Source organism: Marinobacter psychrophilus, assembly GCF_001043175.1.
Lineage (GTDB): Bacteria > Pseudomonadota > Gammaproteobacteria > Pseudomonadales > Oleiphilaceae > Marinobacter > Marinobacter psychrophilus.
The window spans coordinates 212,678-237,630 of record NZ_CP011494.1 but is presented as its reverse complement, the minus strand read 5'-3'; the positions used below and the strand labels follow the sequence as shown (position 1 = coordinate 237,630).

General features: G+C 55.9%; 25 protein-coding genes. 17 read left to right on the top strand and 8 right to left on the bottom strand.

The window, feature by feature from the left end; translation table 11 throughout:
- Positions 1-16: 16 nt before the first annotated feature.
- From ABA45_RS01025 to ABA45_RS01015, 3 genes are all read right to left on the bottom strand, one after another.
- Positions 17-676: an energy-coupling factor ABC transporter permease gene (locus ABA45_RS01025; protein WP_048383706.1), complete on the bottom strand. Its 660-nt coding sequence runs from the start codon at positions 674-676 to the stop codon at positions 17-19.
- 62 nt (positions 677-738) lie between these two features.
- Complete coding sequence (locus ABA45_RS01020) at positions 739-2,466, bottom strand: SulP family inorganic anion transporter (protein ID WP_048383705.1); 1,728 nt, start codon at positions 2,464-2,466, stop codon at positions 739-741.
- Between the two features lie 7 nt (positions 2,467-2,473).
- The gene (locus tag ABA45_RS01015; RefSeq protein ID WP_048383703.1) at positions 2,474-3,346 is read right to left on the bottom strand and encodes an MBL fold metallo-hydrolase; all 873 of its coding nucleotides are present in this window, start codon (positions 3,344-3,346) and stop codon (positions 2,474-2,476) included.
- A gap of 248 nt (positions 3,347-3,594) precedes the next feature.
- On the opposite strand from ABA45_RS01015, the gene ehuC reads away from it, so the two are divergent.
- The 3 genes from ehuC (at position 3,595) to ehuA (ending at position 5,762) form a co-directional block, all read left to right on the top strand.
- Positions 3,595-4,260, top strand: coding sequence for an ectoine/hydroxyectoine ABC transporter permease subunit EhuC (gene ehuC, locus ABA45_RS01010; RefSeq protein WP_048383702.1), 666 nt, complete (start codon positions 3,595-3,597; stop codon positions 4,258-4,260).
- 3 nt (positions 4,261-4,263) lie between these two features.
- The gene (gene ehuD / locus ABA45_RS01005; RefSeq protein WP_014869565.1) at positions 4,264-4,935 is read left to right on the top strand and encodes an ectoine/hydroxyectoine ABC transporter permease subunit EhuD; all 672 of its coding nucleotides are present in this window, start codon (positions 4,264-4,266) and stop codon (positions 4,933-4,935) included.
- Positions 4,936-4,997: 62 nt separating this feature from the next.
- Positions 4,998-5,762: an ectoine/hydroxyectoine ABC transporter ATP-binding protein EhuA gene (gene ehuA, locus ABA45_RS01000; RefSeq protein ID WP_198147108.1), complete on the top strand. Its 765-nt coding sequence runs from the start codon at positions 4,998-5,000 to the stop codon at positions 5,760-5,762.
- 46 nt (positions 5,763-5,808) lie between these two features.
- On the opposite strand, the gene ABA45_RS00995 is transcribed toward ehuA, so the two are convergent.
- The gene (locus ABA45_RS00995; protein ID WP_048383697.1) at positions 5,809-6,657 is read right to left on the bottom strand and encodes a transporter substrate-binding domain-containing protein; all 849 of its coding nucleotides are present in this window, start codon (positions 6,655-6,657) and stop codon (positions 5,809-5,811) included.
- Positions 6,658-6,855: 198 nt separating this feature from the next.
- Between ABA45_RS00995 and cobS the strand changes: the two genes are divergently transcribed.
- Positions 6,856-7,641 (top strand): adenosylcobinamide-GDP ribazoletransferase, encoded by a 786-nt coding sequence (gene cobS / locus ABA45_RS00990; RefSeq protein WP_048383695.1) that lies wholly within the window; start codon positions 6,856-6,858, stop codon positions 7,639-7,641.
- A 53-nt stretch (positions 7,642-7,694) separates the two neighbouring features.
- On the opposite strand, the gene ABA45_RS00985 is transcribed toward cobS, so the two are convergent.
- Positions 7,695-8,201: a lipid-binding SYLF domain-containing protein gene (locus ABA45_RS00985; RefSeq protein WP_227506176.1), complete on the bottom strand. Its 507-nt coding sequence runs from the start codon at positions 8,199-8,201 to the stop codon at positions 7,695-7,697.
- 152 nt (positions 8,202-8,353) lie between these two features.
- Complete coding sequence (locus ABA45_RS00980; RefSeq protein ID WP_048383692.1) at positions 8,354-9,022, bottom strand: DNA-3-methyladenine glycosylase I; 669 nt, start codon at positions 9,020-9,022, stop codon at positions 8,354-8,356.
- 227 nt (positions 9,023-9,249) lie between these two features.
- On the opposite strand from ABA45_RS00980, the gene ABA45_RS00975 reads away from it, so the two are divergent.
- The 13 genes from ABA45_RS00975 to ABA45_RS00915 are packed head-to-tail and all read left to right on the top strand — an operon-like array spanning position 9,250 to position 20,928.
- Positions 9,250-10,767: a YfcC family protein gene (locus ABA45_RS00975; protein ID WP_084708243.1), complete on the top strand. Its 1,518-nt coding sequence runs from the start codon at positions 9,250-9,252 to the stop codon at positions 10,765-10,767.
- A 45-nt stretch (positions 10,768-10,812) separates the two neighbouring features.
- Complete coding sequence (locus tag ABA45_RS00970) at positions 10,813-12,042, top strand: arginine deiminase (protein WP_048383691.1); 1,230 nt, start codon at positions 10,813-10,815, stop codon at positions 12,040-12,042.
- A 17-nt stretch (positions 12,043-12,059) separates the two neighbouring features.
- Complete coding sequence (gene argF / locus ABA45_RS00965; RefSeq protein WP_048383689.1) at positions 12,060-13,061, top strand: ornithine carbamoyltransferase; 1,002 nt, start codon at positions 12,060-12,062, stop codon at positions 13,059-13,061.
- A gap of 34 nt (positions 13,062-13,095) precedes the next feature.
- On the top strand, positions 13,096-14,019 hold the full coding sequence (arcC, locus tag ABA45_RS00960) for a carbamate kinase (protein ID WP_048383687.1): 924 nt from the start codon (positions 13,096-13,098) through the stop codon (positions 14,017-14,019).
- 18 nt (positions 14,020-14,037) lie between these two features.
- Positions 14,038-15,477, top strand: a complete 1,440-nt coding sequence (gene atpD / locus ABA45_RS00955; RefSeq protein WP_048383685.1) for a F0F1 ATP synthase subunit beta — start codon at positions 14,038-14,040, stop codon at positions 15,475-15,477.
- Positions 15,474-15,884 (top strand): ATPase, encoded by a 411-nt coding sequence (locus tag ABA45_RS00950; RefSeq protein WP_048383683.1) that lies wholly within the window; start codon positions 15,474-15,476, stop codon positions 15,882-15,884. The genes atpD and ABA45_RS00950 overlap by 4 nt, the downstream gene beginning before the upstream one ends.
- Positions 15,881-16,219 (top strand): AtpZ/AtpI family protein, encoded by a 339-nt coding sequence (locus ABA45_RS00945; RefSeq protein ID WP_048383681.1) that lies wholly within the window; start codon positions 15,881-15,883, stop codon positions 16,217-16,219. The genes ABA45_RS00950 and ABA45_RS00945 overlap by 4 nt, the downstream gene beginning before the upstream one ends.
- On the top strand, positions 16,209-16,520 hold the full coding sequence (locus ABA45_RS00940; protein ID WP_048383680.1) for an N-ATPase subunit AtpR: 312 nt from the start codon (positions 16,209-16,211) through the stop codon (positions 16,518-16,520). The genes ABA45_RS00945 and ABA45_RS00940 overlap by 11 nt, the downstream gene beginning before the upstream one ends.
- The gene (locus tag ABA45_RS00935) at positions 16,520-17,284 is read left to right on the top strand and encodes a F0F1 ATP synthase subunit A (RefSeq protein ID WP_014869550.1); all 765 of its coding nucleotides are present in this window, start codon (positions 16,520-16,522) and stop codon (positions 17,282-17,284) included. Before ABA45_RS00940 ends, ABA45_RS00935 begins: the two co-directional genes overlap by 1 nt.
- Positions 17,281-17,568 (top strand): F0F1 ATP synthase subunit C, encoded by a 288-nt coding sequence (locus tag ABA45_RS00930; RefSeq protein ID WP_048383679.1) that lies wholly within the window; start codon positions 17,281-17,283, stop codon positions 17,566-17,568. Before ABA45_RS00935 ends, ABA45_RS00930 begins: the two co-directional genes overlap by 4 nt.
- A gap of 38 nt (positions 17,569-17,606) precedes the next feature.
- Entirely contained in the window at positions 17,607-18,377 is a 771-nt protein-coding gene (locus ABA45_RS00925; protein ID WP_048383678.1) for a F0F1 ATP synthase subunit B family protein, read from the top strand.
- A gap of 6 nt (positions 18,378-18,383) precedes the next feature.
- On the top strand, positions 18,384-20,036 hold the full coding sequence (locus ABA45_RS00920; protein WP_084708242.1) for a F0F1 ATP synthase subunit alpha: 1,653 nt from the start codon (positions 18,384-18,386) through the stop codon (positions 20,034-20,036).
- Positions 20,020-20,928, top strand: coding sequence for a F0F1 ATP synthase subunit gamma (locus ABA45_RS00915; protein ID WP_048383677.1), 909 nt, complete (start codon positions 20,020-20,022; stop codon positions 20,926-20,928). Before ABA45_RS00920 ends, ABA45_RS00915 begins: the two co-directional genes overlap by 17 nt.
- A 49-nt stretch (positions 20,929-20,977) precedes the next feature.
- Here the strand turns inward: ABA45_RS00915 and ABA45_RS00910 are convergent, their stop codons facing one another.
- Positions 20,978-23,350 (bottom strand): YbcC family protein, encoded by a 2,373-nt coding sequence (locus tag ABA45_RS00910; protein WP_048383676.1) that lies wholly within the window; start codon positions 23,348-23,350, stop codon positions 20,978-20,980.
- A complete protein-coding gene (locus ABA45_RS00905; RefSeq protein ID WP_048383675.1) occupies positions 23,350-24,927 on the bottom strand; it encodes an NADH-quinone oxidoreductase subunit L in 1,578 nt (525 codons plus the stop codon). The genes ABA45_RS00910 and ABA45_RS00905 overlap by 1 nt, the downstream gene beginning before the upstream one ends.
- Positions 24,928-24,953 lie beyond the last annotated feature (26 nt).

The following is a 24,953-nucleotide window of genomic DNA, read 5'->3' as shown; positions in this document are numbered from 1 at the left end:
AACGCTTCACCGCGATTTAGCGGTAACGACGCTGATCCAGGGTGGTCAGGCGGTCTGGGTTAAACACCATCATCCCGGTTACAAACGCACCATTGGCAAAGCCCTCCGGAATCATGAACAGCGGAAGATAGCTAAGATACTCATGCACCAGTTCGGCGAAAGTGTATACGCCACTGGTCCATAGCATCAGGCACATCACCACACCCGCTACAGCCACTGCAATGGCCGAACCAAAAAATCCGCAGACAAAAATATAAGCAAAGAAATTATTAAAATCACGATGGCGCTCCCACAGCATGATGGCGTAACTGATCAGCGCCGGCACCATCACTGTTATCAGGCCATTGGCCGCAAACATGATCAGCGGTTCACGGCCAGTAATCACCATAATCACCAGTGCCAGCAAGCCAGCCAATACCGCCAGGCCCCAGCCTAACATCAGCGTAACAAGGGTTATGCCGAAAACGTGAATGGACAGCCCCGGTGATATACCGGCGCGCAACTGCCACAAAAACCCAAGCGCAACGGCAGCGCCAAAAAAGGTGTGCTGCAACGAGGTGTCTTGCCGTAACTTATGCCAATCAACACTGCGCACAGCCGCCAGCAAAATAACGGCGAACAGAAGGGCCGTAATCACCCATTGGGTCGTAGAAAGCAAGTTTTCGGTCATGCCCATATGTCTGGCCCGTCTGCGTAGTCAGCAGCGATCGGGACACCCGCCGTGCTGATTTCTATCGGCTATAAATCATCGTTTTTGGCGCCCGTTACCAGCGCTTTCCAGCCTTCGTGGGCGCTCAAAAACACGTCACCACTCAAGTGCTGACAAAACTCCGTGCGTTTCAGCCGGTCCATCACCGGCCCCTTCACATCTGACATATGTAAGCGTACACCAGCATCTTTCAGGCGTTCATTAATCGCCTCCAGGCTTTCAAGCGCCGATGCATCCACCAAATTCACTGCCGGGCAGACCAACACCAAATCTGTCAGCTGTGGTTCGCTGGTCACAATGTCTAGCACCGTTTCTTCCAGGAATCGGGCGTTGGCAAAATACAGGCTCTCGTCTACCCGCAAAAATGTCACCGTTGGACATACGTCTACTTTATGGCGTAGCACATTACGGAAATGCTCGCTGCCTGGCACCCGTCCAACCACGGCACAGTGGGGCCGGCTGGTACGATATAAAAAAAGCCCCAGAGACAAAGCCACCCCGGTGATAATACCGGCCTCTACGCTGTGCCCTAGAGTAAGCACAATGGTGGCCAGCATCGCACCGAAATCCGTGCGTGAATAGCGCAAGGTGCGGCGCAGTGCCGGAATATCAATCAACGTAGACACCGCCACTATAATCGTTGCCGCCAGCGTGGCCTGCGGCAACCAGGCAATAGCCGGAGTCAGAAACAGGGTCGCTACTGCAATGCCCACCGCCGTATAGATGCCCGCCGCCGGCGTTTCGGCACCGGCGTCAAAATTCACCACCGAGCGGGAAAACCCGCCGGTTACCGGCATACCACCGGAAATACCCGAACCGAGGTTCGCCGCGCCCAGTCCGATCAGTTCCTGGTCAGGGTCAATCCGTTGGCGGCGTTTAGCCGCCAGTGTCTGGCCCACCGATATCGACTCCACAAATCCCACCACGCTGATCAGCAATGCGCTCACCGCTAACTGCTGCCAAAGCGCCCAGTCAGCCTGTGGCCAAGTTAACTGTGGCAACCCAGAGGGAACATGCCCCACCAGCTTTACGCCCTGAAGCTGCAATTGCCAGAACCAGGCCGCCAGAGTCGTCAACACTACCGCCAGTATAGGCGCTGTTTTGGTCGCTACATCGGCCATCTGCGGCGCCACTCCTAACGCCAACAAGCCAGGTTTAAGGCGAGTACGCGCCAACACCAAAAACACCAAAGTACTCACACCAACGGCCAAGGTGGCCAAATTGATGCTACTCGCCGATGCCCAAAGCGAACGACCTATATCAAACAGGTTATGGCCCGACCCGGTTATACCAAATACGTGCTTAAGTTGGCTCGCCGCGATGACAATGCCGGAAGCCGTAATAAAGCCCGAGATAACCGGATGGCTAAGAAAATTGGCCAAAAACCCCAGACGTAACACGCCCATCAGTACCAGCATCAACCCGGACATCAGCGCTAATACCACGGCACCCACTATATACTCGGCACTGCCTGCCTGCGCCAAAGGCGCGAGCGCCGCCGCCGTCATCAGTGACGCGACCGCGACAGGTCCCACCGACAAGGTGCGGCTGGTACCGAACAAAGCGTATACAACCAGCGGCAATATGCTCGCGTACAGCCCGATTTGAGCGGGAAGGCCTGCCAACAAAGCATATGCCAATGATTGCGGTATCAGCATCACCGTCACGATTAGCGCAGCAACCAGATCGCTGCCCGCTTGCTGGCGGTTATACCGCCAGCTCCATTGTAATACGGGCAGGTAACGAGATAGGTTCATCAGCGGCTCAGAACAGATTTAAAGGAATTTTCACGTAGACTTGGCCGTTGTCTTCCGCTGGCGGAAACTCGCCGGCGCGCATGTTAATCTGCACCGAAGGCAGAATCAGCCGTGGCATGTCCAGGGTGGCGTCACGTTCATTGCGCATCGTTGCGAAGTCGTCTTCGCTGACTCCGTCGTGCACGTGAATGTTGGACTCGCGTTGCTCCGCAACCGTTGTTTCATGGGCGTAGCTGTCCCGGCCGGGCGCCTTGTAATCGTGGCACAGGAACAGACGGGTTGTGTCTGGCAAAGCCAGAACCCGGCGGATTGAGCGATACAGTACATGGGCATCGCCACCGGGAAAATCACAGCGCGCCGTACCGTAGTCAGGCATAAACAACGTGTCCCCTACAAACGCCGCATTGCCGACAACATAGGTCAGGCACGCGGGTGTGTGGCCGGGTGTGTGCATGACCTGAGCCTGTAACCCACCAATAGCGAAGCTGTCGTTGTCTTTAAACAGCCTGTCGAACTGACTGCCATCGCGGGCGAATTCCGATCCGGCGTTAAACGCCTTGCCGAAAATCTCCTGCACCTGACAAATATGTGCGCCAATGCCGGTTTGCCCGCCCAACTGCTCGTGCAGATAAGGTGCCGCCGATAAGTGGTCTGCGTGCACGTGAGTTTCCAGAATCCACGCCACCTGTAAACTGTGCTTGTGCACGTAAGCAATGATAGCGTCTGCACTGGCCGTGCTGGTGCTGCCAGCGGCGTAATCGAAATCCAGTACCGAGTCGATGATGGCACAGGCGTTGGACGCAGGGTCTTGCACCACGTAGCTGAAAGTATTGGTAGGCTCGTCAAAAAAATGCTGAACGGTTGGATTGGTCGTGGTCATCACTAAACTCCTTTCGAATTCGCAAACATCGAACCTGTGAATAAGCTCTAAGCATATACTAATATAGAATATATATTGAAGTAATGTTTTCTTCTAAGCAGCCCAGCTGAAAGAAGAATGTTGCCGCACTGCAAACTTTGACATCAAATTATTAGAGCAATCACTACCACCACCGAATATGTGCAACAATAATTCATTACCTCCTACCCCAAAATCAGCCCGCAACGTGCCCGAGGCCTTATCTAACGATGCCCTATTTAGATTTTCTCATGACCTACAGCAGCCGCTTCATTGACGGTACGCTGATCACACTGGGTCAGTTCGGGCTGGCCGCTTTGGTCGCGATTGTCGCTGCACTGGTTTCGGGGCTGATGAAAATGGCGCATTCAAAAACCATGCGCGCTGTCGCTATTACTTATATTGAGATTTTCCGCGGCACATCGCTTCTGGTGCAGCTTTATTGGTTTTACTTCGTGCTGCCGCTGTTTGGTTTCACCCTGGAAAAGTTTACCGTAGGCTTTCTTACCGTCGGGCTGTGTTATGGGGCCTACGGTGCCGAACTGGTGCGCGGCGCAATCCAGTCGGTTCCACGGGGCCAATGGGAAGCCGCACTGGCACTGAATATGTCACCGGCAAAGCGCATGCAACGAATTATATTGCCACAGGCACTGGTGGCCATACTGCCACCCTGGGGCAACCTTATGATCGAAATCCTGAAGGGCACCGCTCTGGTGGCATTGATTTCAGTCGCCGACCTGATGTTTGAAACACGCCAGGTCAACAACAATACCTACCTGTCAGCCCAGGCCTTTGGGACCGCGCTTATCATTTACTATATTTTTGCACGATTTATGGTGACACCCGTCATGCGCTGGCTAGAACGGGTGATGGCCCGCAAAATCGGACGAATGTAAATCATGCTTGACTGGAAAATGGACTTTACTTGGGAAATTCTGCCCCGCCTGCTACTCGCAGCGGGCAACACAATGCTGGCGGCAGGTGGCGGTTACGCTGTGGCGGTCGTGCTGGGACTGGTGTTTGCACTGGCACAACGCACGCGCTCCCGCACACTGACCTTCGTCGTACGCGAGCTGGTAGAGTTTGTCCGCTCGACGCCATTGCTGTTGCAGATTTTCTTCATTTTTTACGTGGGCCCGCAGTTCGGCCTGCGCCTGTCGCCCTGGGCCGCAGGGCTAATCGCTATCGGCCTTCATTACGCCGCCTACCTTTCCGAAGTGTATCGAGGCGGCATTGAAAACGTGCCAAAAGGTCAGTGGGAAGCTGCCAAGGCTATCAACTTGTCAACCGTCACAACCTATCGCCGCATCATCATTCCGCAGGCACTGCCGCCGGCGCTTGCGGGCATGGGCAACTATCTGGTTGGTATCTTTAAAGACACCCCAATGCTGTCGGTGATTGGGGTGGCAGAGCTGATGCACACCGCCAATTCTATTGGTGCGGAGAATTTCCGCTATCTGGAACCCTACACCATCGTCGGCCTTATCTTTCTGGCTATTTCACTGCCAACCGCTTGGCTCATCCGCCGATTCGAGACGGCATTACGCCGCAAAATGGGACTGACTAGATGAAACACGACAAGGGACAGGATCTAACCCAATACGCATTACGACTAGAGGGCGACAATGTACCCATGGTGCGGTTTCAGAACGTGACTAAAAAATATGGCAGCCTGGTAGTACTCGACGGCCTGAATCTGGATGTCGCAGAAGGCGAAATGGTCACCATCATCGGCCCTTCCGGTTCGGGCAAAACCACCGTGCTGCGAATGCTGATGACGCTGGAAACCATCGACAGCGGCGTGATCTATGTCGACGGCGAACCGTTAACTCACATGGAAAAAAACGGTCGCCTGGTCCGCGCCAACGCTGCCCACCTGCGGCTAATTCGTTCTAAAATCGGCATGTGCTTCCAACATTTCAACTTGTTCCCGCACATGACAGCGCTTGGCAACTGCATTGAGGGGCCGATGCAGGTTCTGGGTCTGTCGAAACAGGAAGCGGAAGAGCGCGCACTGGAATTGCTGGATTTGGTGGGTATGGCTGAAAAACGCGACCAGCACCCGTCGCGACTGTCGGGCGGACAACAGCAGCGTGTCGCCATCGCCCGCGCTCTGGCCATGCGCCCGAAAGTGATGTTGTTTGACGAAGTGACCTCTGCACTGGACCCAGAGGTCATCAGCGAAGTTACCAGCGTAATACGCCGCCTGGTCGATCAGCACAACCTGACCATGCTGATGGTAACGCACCAGATTGGCTTCGCTCGGGAAATCTCAGACCGGATCTGCCTGTTCTTTGATGGAAAGATTGAAGAGCAGGGGTCGCCAGAAATGCTGTTGGACAACCCCCAGAACGAACGCACCCAGCAGTTCCTGAGCGCGGTTCTGGAAGCAAACTAAGCCCGGTAAAAAGAGACAGATTTGAAATCTGTCTCTGCTCTGGCCTTTAGTTAGATTTGCAGGCGTCTTCAGTTGTCAGTTCACCCGGTAAAAACGCTTTGATGTATTCGTCGGGCGTTACCGTTGCCATCATTTCATCAGAGCCCATATAGTCTTTGAGGGCCTTGTTGAATTCGGCACGAAAAGCACTGTCTTCAGGTCGGAAACCGATGCCAACAACCTGCTTTGCACGCCCTACAAACGCCTCTGGGTCAGAGATGCCAAAGCTATCATCCAGGTCTGCGGCGTGCTTTGCTTCCAGCACGTTAATGGGAACGGCATCGGTGCGACCGGTACGCAGCGCAGCCAGGGCTTCCGTGGTACCCGGTACTTCCGTGATGCTGTTCTTAGGGACGCCAGCGTCTCTGGCATCAGTCAGTGTGTTGTAACCGGACGGCGCTACCATGGTCAGATTCTGGTCGATCAAATCCTGATAGGTTTCAAGATTTTTGGGATTGCCCTTGGGCACCACGAAGGTGTCTCCAAAAGCGCCAATCGGGTCTGAAAAATCCATGTTTTCACAACGTGCCTTAACGATGTACATCCCGCCAGTCACTATGTCCACGCGGCCAGCTTTCAGGCTGGGAATCAGGCTGGACCAGTTGGTTAGAACAGGCTCGACGTTGGTGTATCCCATGCGCTTGAGCACGTCGATGGCGATGCCGTTAACAAAACCTTTGGCCGTACCGTCGTTCCCGGCGTAAGCCCAGGGCGGTGCTGCAGAAAAACCCAGGCGAATCGACTCACCTTCCGAAATTCGCTGTTCAAGCGTATCGGCCTGAGCGACACCGGCTGAAACAAACACTGCGAGTGCCAGTGCCAGAGTTTTTGTCCATCGATTGTTAAATAATGTCATCGGATTGCCTCGTTTTTTATCTCATTCGTGCGTTTGATGATTATGACATAGTTATAGGCACCGACATTTTTTAACCACTGCAAGCACAGGCTGCACTGCGCAAGCTGAGGCAATTCGTCAGCCACAACGTGCGTTACGCCACATACCGCGCAACCAATCCGGTATTATCCCCGGACTGACTCACATACGGAGTTCGCTTTGACAGGCCCAAACCCAACACATAAACAGACCACAACAGCCGCTGCCCGCGAGTGGCAGGCATTCTGGCTGGCCGTCGGATTTTTAACCCGCATACCCATGCTGGTGTCGATTGATTATTCCCAAAAACTGATGAACCAGTGCAGCGTTTACTTTCCACTCGTCGGTTTGTTGCTGGGCGCCCTGTACGTCGGACTGTTTGCGCTACTGGGGCTTTTCTGCAGCCCGCTGGTCAGCATTCTGCTGGTGCTGTGTTTTCATCTTTTCATTACCGGCGCTTTTCACGAAGACGGGCTGGCGGATAGCGTGGACGCATTTGGCGGTGGCTATACCGTTGAAAAGCGCCTGGAAATCATGAAAGACAGCCGCATTGGCACCTATGGCACGGTAGCACTGGTGCTGGCGTTAGCGCTCAAAGTCGCCCTGTTGGTGGAGAGCCATCACATCATGCTGGCACTGCTTCTGGCACCGGCTATTAGTCGGCAAACACCACTTTTGTTGATGTCATTCCTGAATTACGTGACCGATCCCGACAAAAGTAAAAGCAAACCGGTGGCTGAAGGCTTTTCCCGCCGGCGGCTCGGGTACAGCACTGGGTTTACACTGCTGGTGGCATTGGTGTTCAGCGCCTGGCTGCCAGGCTTATGGCTGCTGGCACCGATCGCGGTCGCCGGGGTTGCTCTGCTGTGGGGTTGGTATCTCAAACGCCAGCTGGGCGGCTACACCGGCGATACGCTCGGGGCCAGCGTGGTGTTTTGTGAGCTGGTGTTGTTACTGCTGATTTAATCGCCGACAGTTTGACGTTACTGCAGCCGCTTGCAGTAACGCCACTCTGGCTTCTAGCGGTCAATGCGGGATATTTTCGTACCCTCAATACTCAGCCCGGCCATCAGGCCTTGCTGGCTAAAAATAAATGCATAGGCATCGTCTTTAAGGGACGAAGTCGACAGGTTTCTGGCAACGCCTTCGTCAACCAGGACAACAGTCGGACCCACGCCAATTTCCCAGCCGTTGGTTTTCTCCAGATACGTCACAGCGGCATCCGTCATCAGAAACACCGCGTATGCGTACGACTGTGCACCAGCCTGCAAGCCCCAGGAGCCGGTGATGGAATTGTAGTAATCAGCCACCGCCGGGCCTTTCATTAACACACCTTCGCCATAGCTGCCGCCAAATACCAGGCCAGCTTTTACGATATTGGGGAACACCAAAATACCTTTGGCACTTTTTGATAGGGTTTCAGCCACCGGATGCACTTTATACAACGTATTTAAAGCCTGCATCGCATTGCGGTCAAGATCTTCAGCGCTCGCCGCCAGAACAGGGTTCGCAACGGTCATTACCATGGCGGACGTCAGTGCGAATACAAAGCCAAAAAAGGTTTTACCCAAACGATTCATGACACAGTCCTCCTGAGTGTTCACCAAACTATAGATCGTTGGCTGAAGACCCACCGTTAAAGCTGGGACACATTGCCTTGACCATCCATTGACTTGCCTTAACCATCGATTGAATAAGAGGTTATTCGCGACAGTTGACTGTAAGGCAGGCCGGTTTCTTCGTGCCAGGCATTGAATGCCTCCTGCACCTGGTACAAGCCTTTTTTACTGCTCGTTGATGCGTCTAAAAGCTTGGCTTGGCGCAGCACCTGAATGACATCGTTGGACATAATAAAGCCGTCCCAGCCCACCCGGCGCAGAAAGTACTGGGCGCTGTTGCCGCCCAGACGCGAACCATGGCGCTTGAACCACAGCAGCAGTCCGGCTTGGTCAGATGACGGCCACTGACGTAGAAATGCACCAAAACTGCCGTGCGTGTGAACCTTGTCCATAATCATGCGGGCGTTTTCCGGCACCGTGCGGATTTTTTGCAGGTTGCGCACAATGCGTTCGTCGCAGGCCAGGGTTTCCAGCACGTCCGGCGGCACCTGCTGCCAGTAGGCTGGCACAAAGCCGTGAAAGGCGACTTCAAAATCCGGCCATTTTTTATCAATCACCCGCCATACAAAACCCGCTTTAAACACACAGCAGGTCATTTCTGCCAAATAGCGATCGTCACTGCGCTGTTCCAGCGCGCTGGCCGGCGGCGGCGTGGGTAACCGGGCGTCTAATTCTTCAACGCCACCTTTGCGCGCAATTGCGCGCTCATGAATCTCTGAAAAACGCATAGCATCTTGTCTTCTGGGGTGTGAACGGGTTGCTGAAAATTAACGGATCATTCATTTAAGACTGACCTAACTCAATTTCGATTGGCCATTTTTCAACTACTGTGAGGGCGAACAACTCAGAAACCGAAGTCCCACCCGGCTGGGCAAAGGTAAAACATTCACAGCCAGGACCGGGATCTTTCATTGGCTCTATTTATCGCTGTCGATGTGGATAAAGGAGAAATGCTGTGAGCAATAAAAACTACCCCCCAAAAGCCCCTTCTGACGATTTTTCAGATCCTGTCAATAACTCTCCGGATCTCTCTCCAAATAACGCTTCAAATAATCCGGAACACGATCTGGCAACGCGGTTTCCTACCGCCTACACCATTTTGTTTCTGCTGATTATATTTGTGGCTGCGTTGACCTGGATTATACCTGCCGGCCAATACGACCGGGTGATGAACGAAGAGGTCGGCCGCGACGTGGCCGTGCCGGGCACCTACAAGGTTGTTGATGCCAACCCTCAGGGTTTCGTGGACATAATGCTCGCGCCCACCGCCGGGTTTTATGATCCGGACAGCTACGTGGCTAATGCGATAGATGTTGCCCTGTTCGTCATTTTCTTGGGTGGATTTCTGGGTGTAATGAATGCCACCGGCGCCATTGATACCGGCATACGCAGCGCTATGCGCCACCTCAAGGGCCATGAAATCTGGATGATTCCGATACTAATGACCCTTTTTGCCATCGGCGGCACAACCTATGGCATGGCCGAAGAGACCTTGGCTTTTTATGCCATTTTGATTCCGGTCATGATGGCAGCCGGATACGATGCTGTCACCGGGGTCGCCATTATTCTGGTGGGGTCAGGTATCGGCGTGCTGGGCTCCACCATCAACCCGTTTGCCACCGTTATCGCCGCCAATGCAGCCGACATTCCGTTTACCGATGGCATTGTGGTGCGTTTTATTTTGCTGATTGGCGGGCTGCTTATTTGTGCCGCGTATGTCATGCGTTACGCAATGCGCGTTAAAGCGGATCCATCCCGCTCTGTTGTGGCCAAACAATGGGATGCTCACCGCCGCCTTTTCCTCAACAAGCGGCATGAGGGAGTTGATGATTCCACACTCGACAAAACCCAGATTGTCGCCCTGATGATTTTCGCTGCAACCTTTGTGTTTATGATCTGGGGTGTGTCTTCGCAGGGTTGGTGGATGGCCCGCATGGGCGCGCTGTTTTTTGGTTCGGCCATTGTGATTGGTATTGTTGCCCGCCTTGGCGAGAAAAAACTGGCCAGCAGCTTTGTCGATGGCGCTCGTGATCTTCTGGGTGTTGCGCTGGTGGTCGGACTGGCCCGCGGCATCGTGGTTATGATGGACCAGGGCATGATTGCTGACACCATTCTACACAGCGCCGAAAACTCTCTTGGCGGGCTGCCCGAGCTTGCGTTTATCAACCTGATGTTCTGGATTGAAGTGGGCATGAGTTTCTTTGTGCCGTCGTCTTCAGGCCTGGCCGTGTTGTCTATGCCGATTCTTGCACCGCTGGCGGACTTCGCCAATGTCGGGCGCGACCTTGTTGTGACCGCCTTTCAATCAGCCAACGGTCTGGTCAACCTGATCAACCCCACCTTCGCCGTTGTCATTGGCGGCTTGGCCATTGCGCGAGTGTCGTACGACCGCTGGCTCGTATTTATCTGGCCCTTGTTGCTGATTCTTACAATTTTCATTTCGGTGGTCATCAGTGCTGCGGCGTTACTTTGACATCTTTCGAAGTAATGACGAAGCCATACACATTGGAGATTAACCATGTCTGAACTAACACTTGGCGTGCATTCTGAAGCCGGAACACTGCGGCAGGTTATTGTCTGCCGCCCTGGTCTGGCTCATCGCAGGCTCACACCGTCTAACTGTGATGACCTGCTATTTGACGACGTGTTCTGGGTAAAACAGGCTCAGAAAGATCATGACGTATTTTCCGAGCTTATGCGGTCACGGGGTATTGAGGTTTTAGACGTCAACGAACTATTGGCAGAAACGTTAGACATACCCGAAGCCCGCAAATGGATTCTCGATCATCGAATCACCTGGAACGACATCGGAGTCGGGATGATTTCCGACCTTCGCGCATGGATGGACGAGCTTCCAGGCTCCAAGCTTGCGGAATACCTGATGGGTGGCCTGGAAGTGACCGACTTGCCCTTTGACCCAACCGGTCTTTTTGGTAACCACTTGGGGCACTACGGATTTGTGCTGCCGCCATTGCCAAACTTTCTTTTCACCCGCGATAACAGTGCCTGGATCTACGGTGGCGTCACACTTAACCCCATGCACTGGGCCGCGAGGAAACCCGAAACCCTGCTGATGGCCGGCATTTACCGTTTCCACCCGACGTTTGCTGGAAAAGCAGATGTGCTTTGGGGCGACCCTACCAAGAATCATGGCCTGGCAACGCTCGAAGGCGGAGACATCATGCCCGTGGGTAATGGCACCGTGCTTGTAGGAATGGGCGAACGTTCATCACCACAAGCCGTAGGACAATTAGCCAACGCTTTGTTTGAAAAAGGCACCGCAGAGCGGGTTATTGCCTGCCAGATCCCAAAATCCCGCACAGCCATGCATCTGGACACCATATTCACTTTCTGCGGCGGCAACGTGGTTACAGCGTTCAAAGAAGTAGCGGACGAAGTGATCTGCTATGACTTGCGCGCCGGTGAGGGCAAAAAACACCTGTCTTTCCGCCAGGACTCACGGCCGCTGTTTGATGTAGTGGCCGAGGTTCTTGGCTACAAATCCCTGGAAGTGGTTCCAACCGGTGGCGACGACCCGGCCGAGCGCGAGCGCGAGCAGTGGAACGATGGCAACAACGTGCTGGCCATAAGTCCGGGCGTGGTGATTGGCTACGACCGAAATGATGACACCAACGCGGCACTCAAAGCGGCGGGAATCGAAGTGTTGGCCATACCCGGCGCTGAGCTGGGCCGTGGTCGGGGTGGCGGACGCTGCATGAGCTGCCCCACGATTCGTGACCCCATCTGACCGGAAAGGATAAAACCATGGCTTTTAATCTGAAGAACCGCCACTTCCTGACCCTGCGAGATTTCTCCCCCCGTGAGATCAGCTTTCTGCTTAAGCTGTCGACCGATCTGAAGGCGGCGAAATACGCCGGCACCGAGGTACCGCAGCTTGCCGGCAAAGAAATCGCGCTTATCTTTGAAAAGAACTCCACCCGCACACGGGTTGGGTTCGAAGTGGCCGCTTACGATCAGGGCGCCCGGGTTACCTACCTTGGGCCCTCTGGAACCCACATCGGCCACAAGGAATCGGTAAAAGACACTGCTCGAGTACTGGGCCGGGTTTACGATGCCATCGAGTACCGCGGCTTCGGGCAGAAGATTGTCGAGCAATTGGCCGAATATGCCGGAGTACCGGTCTACAACGGCCTGACCGACGAGTTCCACCCAACACAAATTCTCGCTGACTTTTTAACTATGCAAGAGCATGTTGAGAAGCCGCTGCACCGGGTTGCCTTCGCTTTTCTTGGTGACGCCGCTAACAACATGGGCGATAGCCTGCTGATCGGTGGCGCCAAGATGGGCATGGATGTGCGCCTGTGTGCACCCAAAGTCTGCTGGCCTCAGCAATCCATTCAGGACGAAGCCCAGGCGATCGCGCGGGGAACCGGTGCCCGCATTACCATTACCGAAGATGTGGATACGGCGGTGGCCGGGGTCGACTTTGTTTACACCGACGTTTGGGTGTCTATGGGCGAGCCGAAAGAAAAGTGGGGCGACCGGATAAAGCTGTTGATGCCCTACCAGGTGAACGCGGCGGTGATGGAAAAAACCGGCAACCCCCGCGCCCGCTTCATGCACTGCCTGCCAGCGTTTCACAATACCGACACCATCATTGGCAAAGAAATTCAGGCAGAATTCGGAATCAGTGCAATGGAGGTAACCGATGAGGTTTTTGAAAGCCCGGCATCGATTGTTTTCGACCAGGCCGAGAACCGTATGCACACCATCAAGGCGGTGCTGGTAGCCACCCTTGGGGCCTGACTCTGGCGCGGATTGATGAAGAAGGACACACACGATGTTGATTGTTGCAGCACTGGGCGGTAACGCCCTGTTGAAACGCGGCGAACCACTGACCGCCGAAGCCCAGCGCACCAATGTTCGAAAAGCCGCGACATCCCTGGCGGAACTGGTGCGCGCCGGGCACCGACTGGTGATTACCCATGGTAACGGCCCCCAAGTGGGCTTGCTGGCGTTGCAGGGTGCCGCCTATAAGCCTGAAGAAGCCTACCCGCTGGATGTGCTGGGTGCCGAGACCGGAGGTATGATCGGCTACATGATTGAGCAAGAACTGGAAAATGCTCTGGGCCATGATCGCCCAGTGGCAACCCTGCTCACCCAAGTTGTTGTCGATCCGAATGATCCTGCCTTTGCCCATCCGACCAAATTTATTGGCCCGGTGTACGATAAGGCAGAAGCGGAATCCCGCGCCGCGGCCGCTGGCTGGCAAATCGCAGCCGATGGCGACAAGTGGCGCAGGGTAGTGCCCTCCCCTGCACCCAAAGAAATTCCGGATATGCGGGTACTGAAACTGCTGCTGGATCAGCAGGTGGTCATAATTTGTACTGGAGGTGGCGGCATTCCCGTGCTGCGCCGCAACGACGGCAGCATGACCGGTGTTGAAGCGGTTATCGACAAAGATGCCGCCAGTGCGTTGCTGGCGCGGGAGTTGGATGCTGACGCGCTGCTATTACTGACCGACGTGGATGCTGTCTATCGTGACTTTGGTAAATCCACTGCCACGCCGGTTCGCACCGTTACACCGGCCCAGGCAAGAACGCTGAACGTTCCCGCCGGGTCCATGGGGCCAAAGGTAACGGCGGCCTGCGACTTTGCAGATACCGGCGGCATTAGCGGCATTGGCCGGTTAGAAGATGCGCTTGCCATTCTGGAGGCGCGGGCGGGAACACTCATCACAGCGTCAGCCACTCGCAACGGTTAACTGTTCAGGCGCTTCGTCATGTTGAATCAAGCTGTTTCGGGCTCAGATCAGGGTAGCCCGGAGCCTACTTCTGTTAATGAGCACCTCGCAAACGGCGAACTTGATGGAGAGGTCGTCGGCATTCGCGGTGGCGTTGTTGACGTTCTTTTTCCGCAAGACTCTCCACGTATTCACGATTTGCTTTACGCCGGCAATCTGGCGCTGGAAGTCATGTCCCTGCTGGAAAGCGGCGCCGTGCGCTGTATGGCGCTGGCACCGGTACGCGGGTTGGGCCTGGGAGTCTCTGTGCGTGCTACCGGCGCTCCCATCCAGGTTCCGGTAGGAGACGCTGTTCTGGGCCGCATGCTGAACGTCTTTGGCGAACCCATTGATAACAAACCCGCCCCTGCTACCGACATTCGCCGCTCTATTCACCAGCCACCACCGGCACTGGAGGACCGCGTGGTGCACAGCGATATTCTGGAAACCGGCATCAAAGCCATTGATCTGTTGTCGCCTATCGAGCGCGGCGGCAAAACCGGGTTGTTTGGCGGCGCCGGTGTGGGCAAAACCGTGCTGATTACCGAGCTGATCAACAACACCGTGCAGGAATACGAGGGCGTCAGCCTGTTTTGCGGTATTGGCGAACGCTCCCGTGAAGCCGAAGAACTCTACCGGGAAATGGGCGACGCCGGCGTGCGCGACAAAACCGTGATGGTGTTCGGGCAGATGAATGAGGCTCCCGGTGTGCGCTTTCTGGTGGGCAAAACAGCGCTCACCATGGCCGAATATTTCCGTGACGATAAAAAGCAGGACGTTCTGCTGCTAATCGACAACATTTTTCGCTTTGTTCAGGCAGGCTCGGAAGTGTCCGGTTTGATGGGCCGTATGCCGTCACGGGTGGGCTACCAACCCACACTGGCCACCGAACTGGCCACCTTGGAGGAGCGCATCACCTCCACCCGCAACGGTTCCATCACCTCTATTCAGGCGGTATACGTGCCGGCGGATGACTTCACCGACCCTGCCGCTGCACATATTTTTTCGCACCTGTCCGCTTCGGTGGTGCTGTCGCGCAAGCGCGCCAGCGAAGGCTTGTACCCGGCCGTCGACCCTCTTGCCTCGGCTTCTGTGATGCTGACGCCCGCGGTTGTCGGCCAGCGCCACTACGACATCGCCCGTGCGGTGCGGCGTACCCTGGCCGATTACGAGGACCTACGAGACATTATTTCCATGCTGGGCATGGAAGAACTGTCGGCCGCCGATCGCGCTGTCGTGGCGCGGGCGCGACGTTTGGAGCGCTATCTGACCCAGCCATTTTTCACTATGGGTTCGGTCGACGGCGCCAACGGCAGGCGAGTGCCCATCAAAGACACGCTGAACGACTGCGAAACCATACTCAACCAGACTGAATTCAACGATAACGAAAGCGACTATTACATGATTGGCTCGCTGAAAGATTTGGCGTCATCGTCATGAGCCTGGCAAACGTGATGACGGTTACGCTAAGACTACCTACCCGCACTCTGTTCGAAGGCCGCGCACAGCGGCTATTTGCCACCGCCTTCAACGGTGCCTTTGGCATGCTGCCCAACCATACCGACTTTGTCACCGCGCTGGTGCCGTCGGTGCTGATTCTGACGGACGGAACCGGTGGAGAGCTGTTTTTTGGCATCGACGAGGGCCTGCTGGTGAAAACCGGCCATCAGGTAGACATCGCCATTCGTCGGGGTGTTCAGGGCGACAGTCTGGACACCCTGAACGACACCATACAAAAGGCCTTTGTGGAGGTAGACGAAGAAGAGCGGGTGGCCCGGTCAGCGCTATCACGGCTGGAAGCCAACATTGTGCGACGCTTTGGCGACTTACGGAAACCCGCGCTATGAGAAGCCGCAAAGACCGCTCTGCCGACGATATCCGGCGCAGTACTGAACGACTTCAGCGTGCCCGCAAACAGCCCGGAGCCAGCCCATTAAGAGGCATCGGCGCCTTTGGCATGATTGGCTGGTCAGTAGCGGTACCTGCCGTTGCGGGGGCGTTTCTGGGGTTGTGGCTGAACAAGGTAGCGCCGCAGAATTTTTCCTGGCCCATCGCGCTGATTCTGGGCGGTATTGTGGTGGGCGCCATGATCGCCTGGAACTGGATTGATAATGAAACCCCAAAAGCCGGCGGCGATAATAACCACACAGACGCCAACGAAGGAGACAAACATGACGGTTGACTGGTCAGCTGTACTGCTGGGATTGGCCGTAGGGGTGGCCGTCAGCAGCCTGTTTTTTGTCGGGCTAGCCTGGGGTATGAAACGCGCTCTGCGTTCGCGCCAGCCCGAAGCCCTGTTATTGCTCAGCGCAACCGTGCGCATCGTCATGCTGCTGGGCGTCGGTTTCTGGCTTGCCACCAGCAGTGCCACAGCCTGGCCCATGGCCGGTTTCGCCCTGGCATTTCTGTTAGTGCGTATGGTTGCGCTGCTTTGGGCCAGAAAACGCGACACCACACCTTTAGCAGAACAAGAGGGCGCGTAATGCAGTTTTCACCGGACAACATCATTGTGCTCACCCTCGGTGGCTGGGGCTTGAACGCGACCATCGTGAATACCTGGATTGTGATGGTGTTGCTGGTGGGCATTTCCTGGTTTGTGACTCGCAACCTGCGCGCCGACGTGCCGCCCGACCGCCTGCGTACGGCACTGGAAGTGATCGTAAAACTGATTCAGGGCCAGATTGAGGAAGTCACCCAGAATTCAGCCCGCCACGTGATGTACTTCGCCGGCACTCTGTTTTTGTTTATTGCGTTGTCGAATCTGATGCTGGTGATTCCCGGCTTTTCGCCGCCTACCTCGTCGTTGTCGACCACCATGGCTCTGGCACTGTCGGTGCTGGTCGCCGTTCCGGTATTCAGCATTGCCAGCGGCGGCGTAAAAAGCTACCTGCGAACCTTTATTGAACCCTCGGTCATCATGCTGCCGTTCAACATCATCAGCGAATTTTCCCGTGGTATCTCGCTGGCTATCCGCCTTTACGGAAACGTGATGAGCGGGGCTGTTATTGCCGCCATTCTACTCACCGTCGCACCGTTTTTCTTCCCGGTGCTGATGGACATGTTGGGCCTTCTCACCGGCATGATCCAGGCCTACATCTTCGCCATTTTAGCCACCGTCTATATTTCTTCTGCTACCGCGGAAAAAGAGCCATCAGCTTTGAATAGAGAGCCATCAGCTTTAAATAAAGAGCACACAACGTCACCCAAACAAACACAGCCGTCGTCCCCCAACGAGGAAAAATCATGACCGATCTTGCCATTATCGCGGCAATCTCTATTTTTACCGCCGGTTTCACCATAGCGATTGGCTGCATAGGGCCTTCCCTGGCTGAAGGGCGCGCGGCCGCGGCCGCTATTGCCGCCATTGCCCAGCAGCCAGACGCGGCGCCTACTCTGTCCCGTACCCTGTTCGTCAGCCTGGCGATGATTGAATCCACCGCCATTTACTGTTTCGTCGTGGCGATGATTCTTATCTTCGCCAACCCGTTTTGGGATGCGGCGGTAAAGGCAGCGACGGTAACTGCCGGATAGCCTCCCCTTTGGCTGATTCACCCAACAGGTCAACCATTATGTCCATTGACTGGATTACCGTTCTGGCACAACTCGCCAACTTTTTGGTGCTGGTGTGGCTGCTGAAACGCTTCTTGTACCGCCCTATTCTGGACGGTATTGACGCGCGCGAGGCTGAAATCACCAAAAGCATGGCCGCCGCCGGTGAAGCTCAGCAAAAAGCACAAGCCGCACAAGCCGACTTCCAGCAGCAGAAAAAACAGCTGATGTCTGACCAAAACGCCATGATTCAGAAAGCGCTGCGCGATACTGAAGACCAGCGCGACAGCTTGCTGGCCGAAGCCCGCGCCCGGCTGGAGCAGGAACAACAAGACTGGCGCAAACACCTGGAACGGGAGCGGGAACGATTCGCCGCCAGGCTGCAGCGTGCCGGGCAGGAAACCCTATTAGAACTCACCCGCAAAGCCCTTCGTGACCTCGCCGATGAAACTCTGGAACAGGCCATTGTGCGCCATGTGAGCAAACGTCTGGAACCGTTAGTAGACGAATTGAAAAAAGCGGCAGCGGGCAGCATCCAAGCCATCGCGACCACCCGCGAGCCCTTGCCAGAAGCCGCGCAATCACAACTGGAAACCGATCTCAACAAACTTTTGCCAGCCATGGCACTGAGTTTTGAGGCCGACGCAGACCAGGCGCCCGGACTGATTCTGCGAATGGGCGGCGCCCAGGTGGCGTGGACGGTTGACAGTTATACCGACGAATTTAATGCTTTGCTGAACCAACGCCTGACCGACGGCGCTTCAGGCCGGGCGCAAGCTGAGGCTGAATGATTCACTATGAGCGATAGAGACAGCAGCAGCGACATCAACAACGTCAACAACAGCCAGGCGCAAATCCCTGCCAGCGCGCAGCCTCGGGTTCAGGTCCAGAGCCAGAGCCAAGACCAGAGCCAGAATTTCGAACAGCAGTTCCAGCGCTGGCAGCAAGACCTGCTGGCCACACAGACACCCGCACCGGTGCTGACTGAGGTGGGTCGCGTTATTGAAGTGGGCGATGGCGTGGCCGTAGTGACCGGCCTGGCTCGCGCCCTGGCGGATGAGTTGCTGATATTTGCGTCCGGTGTACGCGGCATTGTGCTGGACCTTGAGCCCGGCCGGCTGGGCGTTATTCTGCTTGGACCGTCGGAACACATCCGCCTTGGCGAAGACGTGCGGCGTACTCGCAAGGTTATCAGCGTGCCCGTTGGCCCGGCTCTGTTGGGCCGCGTTGTGAGTGCCATCGGCCTTCCCCGCGACGGCCTTGGGGTCATCGCGGCGGTCGCCGAGCACCCGGTGGAAGCCGAGGCGCCTGGCGTGTTGAGCCGCTCGGCCATTTTCAAGCCGCTGGCGACCGGCATCAAAGCCATAGACGCCGCTGTGCCGGTGGGCCTGGGCCAGCGCGAACTGATCATCGGTGATCGCCAAACCGGAAAAACATCGATCGCAGTGGACACCATGCTCAACCAGATACGGTCCGACGTGATTTGTATCTATTGCGCGATCGGCCAGCGCGGCGATGCTGTGTCACGGGTTATCGGCGCGCTAAAAAAAGGCGACATGATGGCCCGCAGCGTCGTAATGTCCGCCGGCGATGAGGAAACACCCGGTCTGGCCTACATCGCCCCCTATGCCGCGATGACCATGGCGGAGTATTTTTGCGATCAGGGCCGCGATGTATTGATCATATTTGATGATTTGACCCACCACGCCCGCTCCTACCGCGAGCTGTCGTTACTGCTGCGCCGGCCACCGGGGCGCGAGGCGTTCCCGGGGGACATCTTCTACGTTCACGCCCGCCTGCTGGAACGGGCCGGCCAGTTTACCGAAGAGGTAGGCGGTGGCTCTATTACCGCTCTGCCAGTGGTAGAAACCCAGGCCGAGAACCTGTCTGCGTACATTTCCACCAACCTGATCTCTATCACCGATGGCCAAATTTACCTGTCACCACAGCTGGTGCAAAAGAACCAGTTCCCGGCGGTGCATCAGGGATTGTCGGTATCCCGCGTGGGTAGCAAGGCTCAGAGCCGGGCCCTGCGCAAGGTTGCCGGCAACCTGCGGGTGACTCTGTCGCAATTTGAAGAACTGGAAGACTTTGCCCGCTTTGGTACGCGGCTGGATGACGCGACCCGCGCCCGCCTGAAGCGCGGCGCGGCAGTGCGCAATTCCCTGCGCCAGGCCGAGCGCGATCCGATGCCGGCGGTTGAGCAACTTGCAGTGCTGATTGCGGCCATGGAAGGCTTACTTGACGGTTTGGAAGAGCAGCTGCTGGTAGATACCATGCAGCGCATACGCACGCTGGCCAAGAAGCAGTTGCAGGAGATTGAGCAACGCATAGCGGACAACAAAGAGTTACGGCCAGAGGACAGCGAGCGGGTGATCGCTATGGTTCGCGCGGCTCTGGAAGCTGATTTGGGGACTGACTTGGAGAACAGCAATGGCCCAATCTCTTGAAGCGCTGGAGCGCCACAACGACACGCTGACCAGCATCCGTGGCATTGTGCACACCATGAAAACGCTGTCGGCCATTAACGCCTCGCCTTACGAGCGCGCAGCGCGTTCCATAGAGGCCTACCACCAGACTATTTTGCAGGGCTTTGCCGCATTTGCGTACCGTACCGGTGGGCTCAGCCTGCAACAGGACGCCAACGCCGAACAGCTAATCGTAGTGTTTGGCACAGACCACGGTCTGTGCGGCAACTACAACGAAAGCCTGGCGCAGCTGGTGAAGCAGCACCAGAACGCCCAAAGCGCTGGCAAGCCGCGCCTGTTGTGCATTGGCGCGCAAATGCAGGATGCCCTCACCGATCAGGACTTGAAACCGGAAGCCACGTTACTACCACCCGCCTCCGCCGACGGCATTGGCCGTCTGGCCGGCGACATTGTCAGCCGCATTGACGCTCTCAGCCATGGCCAGTCTCTATCAGGCGTCGGTGTTACCCTGGCGTTCACTCAACGCGGTGAACACGGCACCCGAGAACCCGTCACCCGGCGCCTGCTGCCACTGGAACCGGCACTGTTGCAAAGCACCAAGCGCTGGAACTCTAGGGCGCTGCCGGATTACACCATGGCCGCTGATGCACTCCTGTCGTCGCTGATTCGCAGCCACATCTTTGCCAGCGTATTTCGCGCCTCGGCCGAAGCCATGGTGACTGAGAACGCTGAGCGCCTGGCGCTGATGCAGCAGGCCGAGCAGTCGGTGGATGAGCGTATTGGCGTTGTAACGGGCGATTTGCGTTCTGTGCGCCAGACCGAAATCACCAACGAATTGATGGATGTGATTATTGGCTTTGAGGCATTGAAGAAAAAGCCGAAAAAACCCCTTTTCAGGCCGGCCTGTTCATAGGCATCATCGAACAGGCCGGAGTATTGGGCTGCTGTAGTCCTCAGTCAGCTCAATCGATTCCTTCAGCTTTCGTTGTCCACTTGCCCTGATAGAACTGCTCAACCGACTTATTCTCCTCGTCAATCCGGAACAGATACAGCCAGTCGTTGTCGATCAGATCTCCCACGGCACTGTGGCGCCGGGCAATGTCAGCAATCGCCTCCCTTGGCGCTGCCAGATAAACGCTCAGGCGTAGGGGTTCGTGCATCCATTGCTCGCCGTTATGCAGTGACTGCAAGGGCAAGCCGATTCGCAAATCGCCGCCATTGCCCTCAAAAACGCCCAGATGACCGCCAACCACGTTATGCAGCACTTTGTTGCCGCTGCCGTAGTGCAGGTTGTCTGTTACCGAGGCGTAGTACTGAAGGTTGATCCAGTGAGTGACCACCATGGGAGCGGTCATAATCAGTTCCAGGATCTGAAAGCCTGCATCGTCACGCCAGCGGTAATCATGGAGAAAACTCCGGCCGCCCAAGTCCAGATGCCTGGTGAATGACCGCGGTGCAACAATAAAACTGGCGTTACCCGCCAACCCCCATTCAGGCCGCACTTCTGACCAATCCTGGCTGCGCTGTTTAACGGCCTGATCCACGTCGGCTGCCTTGCTGACGCCAAGGCGAACAGCCCTCTCACGGCGCGCCCGAGCGCCTGCGGCCTGAAGAAATACCTTGATGTTTTGCGGAATCGGCTCGGCGCAATCGACGTCGTCCGTTGTGGTGTTATGCAAAGCACCCATAAATCGGGTGCCTTCTGGAATCACTAAACCCTGCTCCGCCAAAACACCTCGCACGCTCGGGTCGTTAAGCAGCCCGGCCAGCACGCGCACGTTAACAGTACCCGTTTGCCCGCCACAGGCGCCGCAATCCAGGCCAGCTGCATGAGGGTTGTTGCGAGTACTGCTACCGTGGCCCACCAGCAAAACAACCGGCGCGAAATGCTCTGTTAGCGTCATGGCTTTGAGAATGCCACCCGCCAGTTCGGCTTTTTCTTCCAGGGTTAAGGGAACACCCGCTTTCGAAATCTCGAAGTTAATCTGAGTTTCATGGAGGCCATCAACGGGGTTATTCCGGGGCTGCCCCCTAAACGTCTTTTTCACCATGCGACCCAGATCTGCAAGTCCCAGGCTCTCAATAAAGCTGAAACTCGCCGGGCTGGCACTGGAGAACCTCGACCAATGAGACTGGTTAGCCAGCGCTTGCCGAGCAGATTCACTGGTAGGTTCAAGCTCGGTTACATCAAAAGCAGGAGCCAATAACCCCGGTAGCTGAGGCCGCGTAAAGTCAGTGTTTTTAGGATGATAAGCGATGGGCAACCCAAAAAAACCCGCAAAGCCCAGGGTCTGGATGGCCGTGTCCTGCGCTTCCAGAGCGCGACGATATACTTCTGAGCGAACATCAATACAGAAGGCCGCCTGCAGCTTAAGAGGTTGCTCCTCCGGAGCCTGTGGTTTTGGTCGAGAAAGCAACTTCTCGGCCATGGCGGCCTGATACGCTACTTCCACCTCTTTATGAGCCGCCCATGCGGGCTGCTGAAAAATCTCGTGGATTTCCAGCATCGCTGGCAGATCTTCCCATTGCTTGATCCAGCGCTGTTTCAAGTCTGCAAAAATACCACCGCCCGCGTGCTGAACGTGGCGCCACAACGCCAGTTCCCAACCCAAACGAATAGCCAAAAGGCCGGGCAGCAAATCGGCAGCGTCTTCACCTTCTTTGCCTTGCAACCGATCTTGCCAACGCAAATACGCAACCCAGGAGGCCCAGCCATTAACATCCAGCAACAGCGCATGGGCGTAATCTGCTGCGGACGCCGGATGCGGAGCCAAGGTGTTGAAAGCGTCCAATAAAAGCGTATCGAATTGACCCGGCAGCAAATCGAACTGCGACGTCAGCGTTGGCTCGCCCATAACAATCGCAATGCCCCGATCAGCGCGGGTCATCCCAAGCCAGCTTTGATAAAGATGCTGGGCATCGGCTTTGAATTCACCGGCATCAAGCCGCTGGAAATAATCGCCGCAAAACTGGCTGATCTGCTGAACAATCTCATCCTGCCACCCCAACTGATGCCAGGTATCGCGATGGCGGTCAAGCTGTGCACTGAGGTTTTGCCAGTGCTCCGGCATTCTGGCCAACTTCGCCGGAGCCTTATCCACAGGGCTTTCACCCAGCGCCGATGGCCTTTGGCTGCCAACACCGTTAAGGGCCGCCATACGTGCTGACACTTTGGTGAAAGAAAGGCCTCGCATTTCCCAGAAGGGATTAACGGCGATCATCTGGTCCAAAGGCCAAGTAGGCGCAATCCGATCACCCGCATCGGCAACGGCCCGGAACCAATCCGGTGCGGAGCCGCTTTTTTCATCAAGATCCTTTACGCTCGAGGCTAACACTAGACAGACTCCTTGATTTCAAAGTGGTTCGAAACAAAATGCGGTTTGACCACATCGGGCAGTTTTGCCGGCCAGACTTTAAGAGTGAAGCGCGTTGCCCATTCATCCAGATAGGCGGCAGCAAAAAGGAACCGGTAGAATCTGGCACCCGAGGGTGAGTAGCGCTGGTAGCGAACTCGGTAATAGCCAGTCATCAAGAGAATCAGGAGCAACGCGACAAAGCTCACAGCAACCGCATCTGCCTGGCTTTCTGGTGGCGCCAATAGCACATGGAAAACCGATTTCTGGGCCCAATAAATGCCCCAGAAGGCCGCACCGATCAGCAAACCCCGAACAATTGATTGCTTGCCACCACCGGCCGCCAACACTTCCGACAACAAAATAGTGAGCGCAATGCCGGGCACAACCCAAGAGAACATCTGCGCAGGCGTGGATCCGGCGGAAACAACAACGCTTGTTACGGCAAGCCCAAAGGCCAAAAACGCCGCAATCAGCCATTGAATTGCGCTAGGGGTCTTGATAACCACCAGGCGTTTTCTGAGAGACAGTTCCACCGCATTTCCAGCGTTGAGAAAACTGTGCGCCTTGTAGGCGGAGTGGGCAACCAGGTGTAAAAGCGCCAGTTCATAGAGGCCAAGAGCGCACTCAACCAGCATCCACCCCATCTGGGCACAGGTAGACCAGGCCAAGCGGACCTTCACAGAGATACGGGTCATCATCACCAGGCTGGCAAAAACCGCCGTTGGGCCAGCAACCAACAACAGAAGCCACTGTGCAGCACTCACCTGAGAGATCAACGGCGCCATCAGGATCATCAAAAAGCCGCCAAGATTGACAACACCAGCGTGAAGTAAGGCCGACACAGGCGTGGGCGACTCCACAACCTGCATCAGCCAGCCATGAAACGGCAACTGAGCGCACTTGAGCAGCGCCGCAACGGCCATCAGAACCGCTGCAAACTGCGCCACAACCGGAATAGCATCGGTCTCTGCTGAAGCGGCAAGAATCTGGTCAATAAAGAGAGTGTTGTACTGAAAATACAGCAGCGCAAACCCGAGCCCGAGGCAAAGCTCCGCGAGTCTCGCAAAAATGAACTTTTTATGAGCCGCCAAGGCAGCCCTGGGCCTGTCCGGGAAGAACATCAGCAGCTGGTGAAGGCTGATGCTGATCACAATCCAACTGGCGAGAAAAACCAACAGGTGATTGGTTGTAACAATCAGAGAAACGGCTCCCAGTATGATCTGTAACCAGACCATAAAACGCCTCTGCCCCGGATCACCCGCAAGATACCTCATGGAGAACCGGGCCAGAACCGCTCCCAACAGGGTAATCAGAAGCAGCATAATATAGGCCAGCGGCGCCAGATTCAGCCAGCTCGCGGACCCCGGCAAAAGCCAGCCGCTCATGGCACCTGCCAAGGCTGCGACAAAGGCAAGATTGCAAATCAAGGGGCTTTTAAGGGGGCTCCCAGGGGAGCTGTTAAGCGGGATTTTTAGTGAGCTGGTGATTGCTCCAATAAAGTAAAGCAGCGGTACCAGAATCAAAAACAGTGGCTCGATTAACTTAACATCGACCATTCATTGAACCTCGGAGTCGGATAGCC

What these genes read in the sequence shown, in the direction of transcription:
- ABA45_RS01025 (WP_048383706.1), bottom strand. Translation starts at nt 676, where the DNA reads ATGGGCATGACCGAAAACTTGCTTTCTACGACCCAATGGGTGATTACG.
- ABA45_RS01020 (WP_048383705.1), bottom strand. Translation starts at nt 2,466, where the DNA reads ATGAACCTATCTCGTTACCTGCCCGTATTACAATGGAGCTGGCGGTAT.
- ABA45_RS01015 (WP_048383703.1), bottom strand. Translation starts at nt 3,346, where the DNA reads ATGACCACGACCAATCCAACCGTTCAGCATTTTTTTGACGAGCCTACC.
- ehuC (WP_048383702.1), top strand. Translation starts at nt 3,595, where the DNA reads ATGCCCTATTTAGATTTTCTCATGACCTACAGCAGCCGCTTCATTGAC.
- ehuD (WP_014869565.1), top strand. Translation starts at nt 4,264, where the DNA reads ATGCTTGACTGGAAAATGGACTTTACTTGGGAAATTCTGCCCCGCCTG.
- ehuA (WP_198147108.1), top strand. Translation starts at nt 4,998, where the DNA reads ATGGTGCGGTTTCAGAACGTGACTAAAAAATATGGCAGCCTGGTAGTA.
- ABA45_RS00995 (WP_048383697.1), bottom strand. Translation starts at nt 6,657, where the DNA reads ATGACATTATTTAACAATCGATGGACAAAAACTCTGGCACTGGCACTC.
- ABA45_RS00985 (WP_227506176.1), bottom strand. Translation starts at nt 8,201, where the DNA reads ATGGTAATGACCGTTGCGAACCCTGTTCTGGCGGCGAGCGCTGAAGAT.
- ABA45_RS00980 (WP_048383692.1), bottom strand. Translation starts at nt 9,022, where the DNA reads ATGCGTTTTTCAGAGATTCATGAGCGCGCAATTGCGCGCAAAGGTGGC.
- ABA45_RS00970 (WP_048383691.1), top strand. Translation starts at nt 10,813, where the DNA reads ATGTCTGAACTAACACTTGGCGTGCATTCTGAAGCCGGAACACTGCGG.
- argF (WP_048383689.1), top strand. Translation starts at nt 12,060, where the DNA reads ATGGCTTTTAATCTGAAGAACCGCCACTTCCTGACCCTGCGAGATTTC.
- arcC (WP_048383687.1), top strand. Translation starts at nt 13,096, where the DNA reads ATGTTGATTGTTGCAGCACTGGGCGGTAACGCCCTGTTGAAACGCGGC.
- atpD (WP_048383685.1), top strand. Translation starts at nt 14,038, where the DNA reads ATGTTGAATCAAGCTGTTTCGGGCTCAGATCAGGGTAGCCCGGAGCCT.
- ABA45_RS00950 (WP_048383683.1), top strand. Translation starts at nt 15,474, where the DNA reads ATGAGCCTGGCAAACGTGATGACGGTTACGCTAAGACTACCTACCCGC.
- ABA45_RS00945 (WP_048383681.1), top strand. Translation starts at nt 15,881, where the DNA reads ATGAGAAGCCGCAAAGACCGCTCTGCCGACGATATCCGGCGCAGTACT.
- ABA45_RS00940 (WP_048383680.1), top strand. Translation starts at nt 16,209, where the DNA reads ATGACGGTTGACTGGTCAGCTGTACTGCTGGGATTGGCCGTAGGGGTG.
- ABA45_RS00935 (WP_014869550.1), top strand. Translation starts at nt 16,520, where the DNA reads ATGCAGTTTTCACCGGACAACATCATTGTGCTCACCCTCGGTGGCTGG.
- ABA45_RS00930 (WP_048383679.1), top strand. Translation starts at nt 17,281, where the DNA reads ATGACCGATCTTGCCATTATCGCGGCAATCTCTATTTTTACCGCCGGT.
- ABA45_RS00925 (WP_048383678.1), top strand. Translation starts at nt 17,607, where the DNA reads ATGTCCATTGACTGGATTACCGTTCTGGCACAACTCGCCAACTTTTTG.
- ABA45_RS00920 (WP_084708242.1), top strand. Translation starts at nt 18,384, where the DNA reads ATGAGCGATAGAGACAGCAGCAGCGACATCAACAACGTCAACAACAGC.
- ABA45_RS00915 (WP_048383677.1), top strand. Translation starts at nt 20,020, where the DNA reads ATGGCCCAATCTCTTGAAGCGCTGGAGCGCCACAACGACACGCTGACC.
- ABA45_RS00905 (WP_048383675.1), bottom strand. Translation starts at nt 24,927, where the DNA reads ATGGTCGATGTTAAGTTAATCGAGCCACTGTTTTTGATTCTGGTACCG.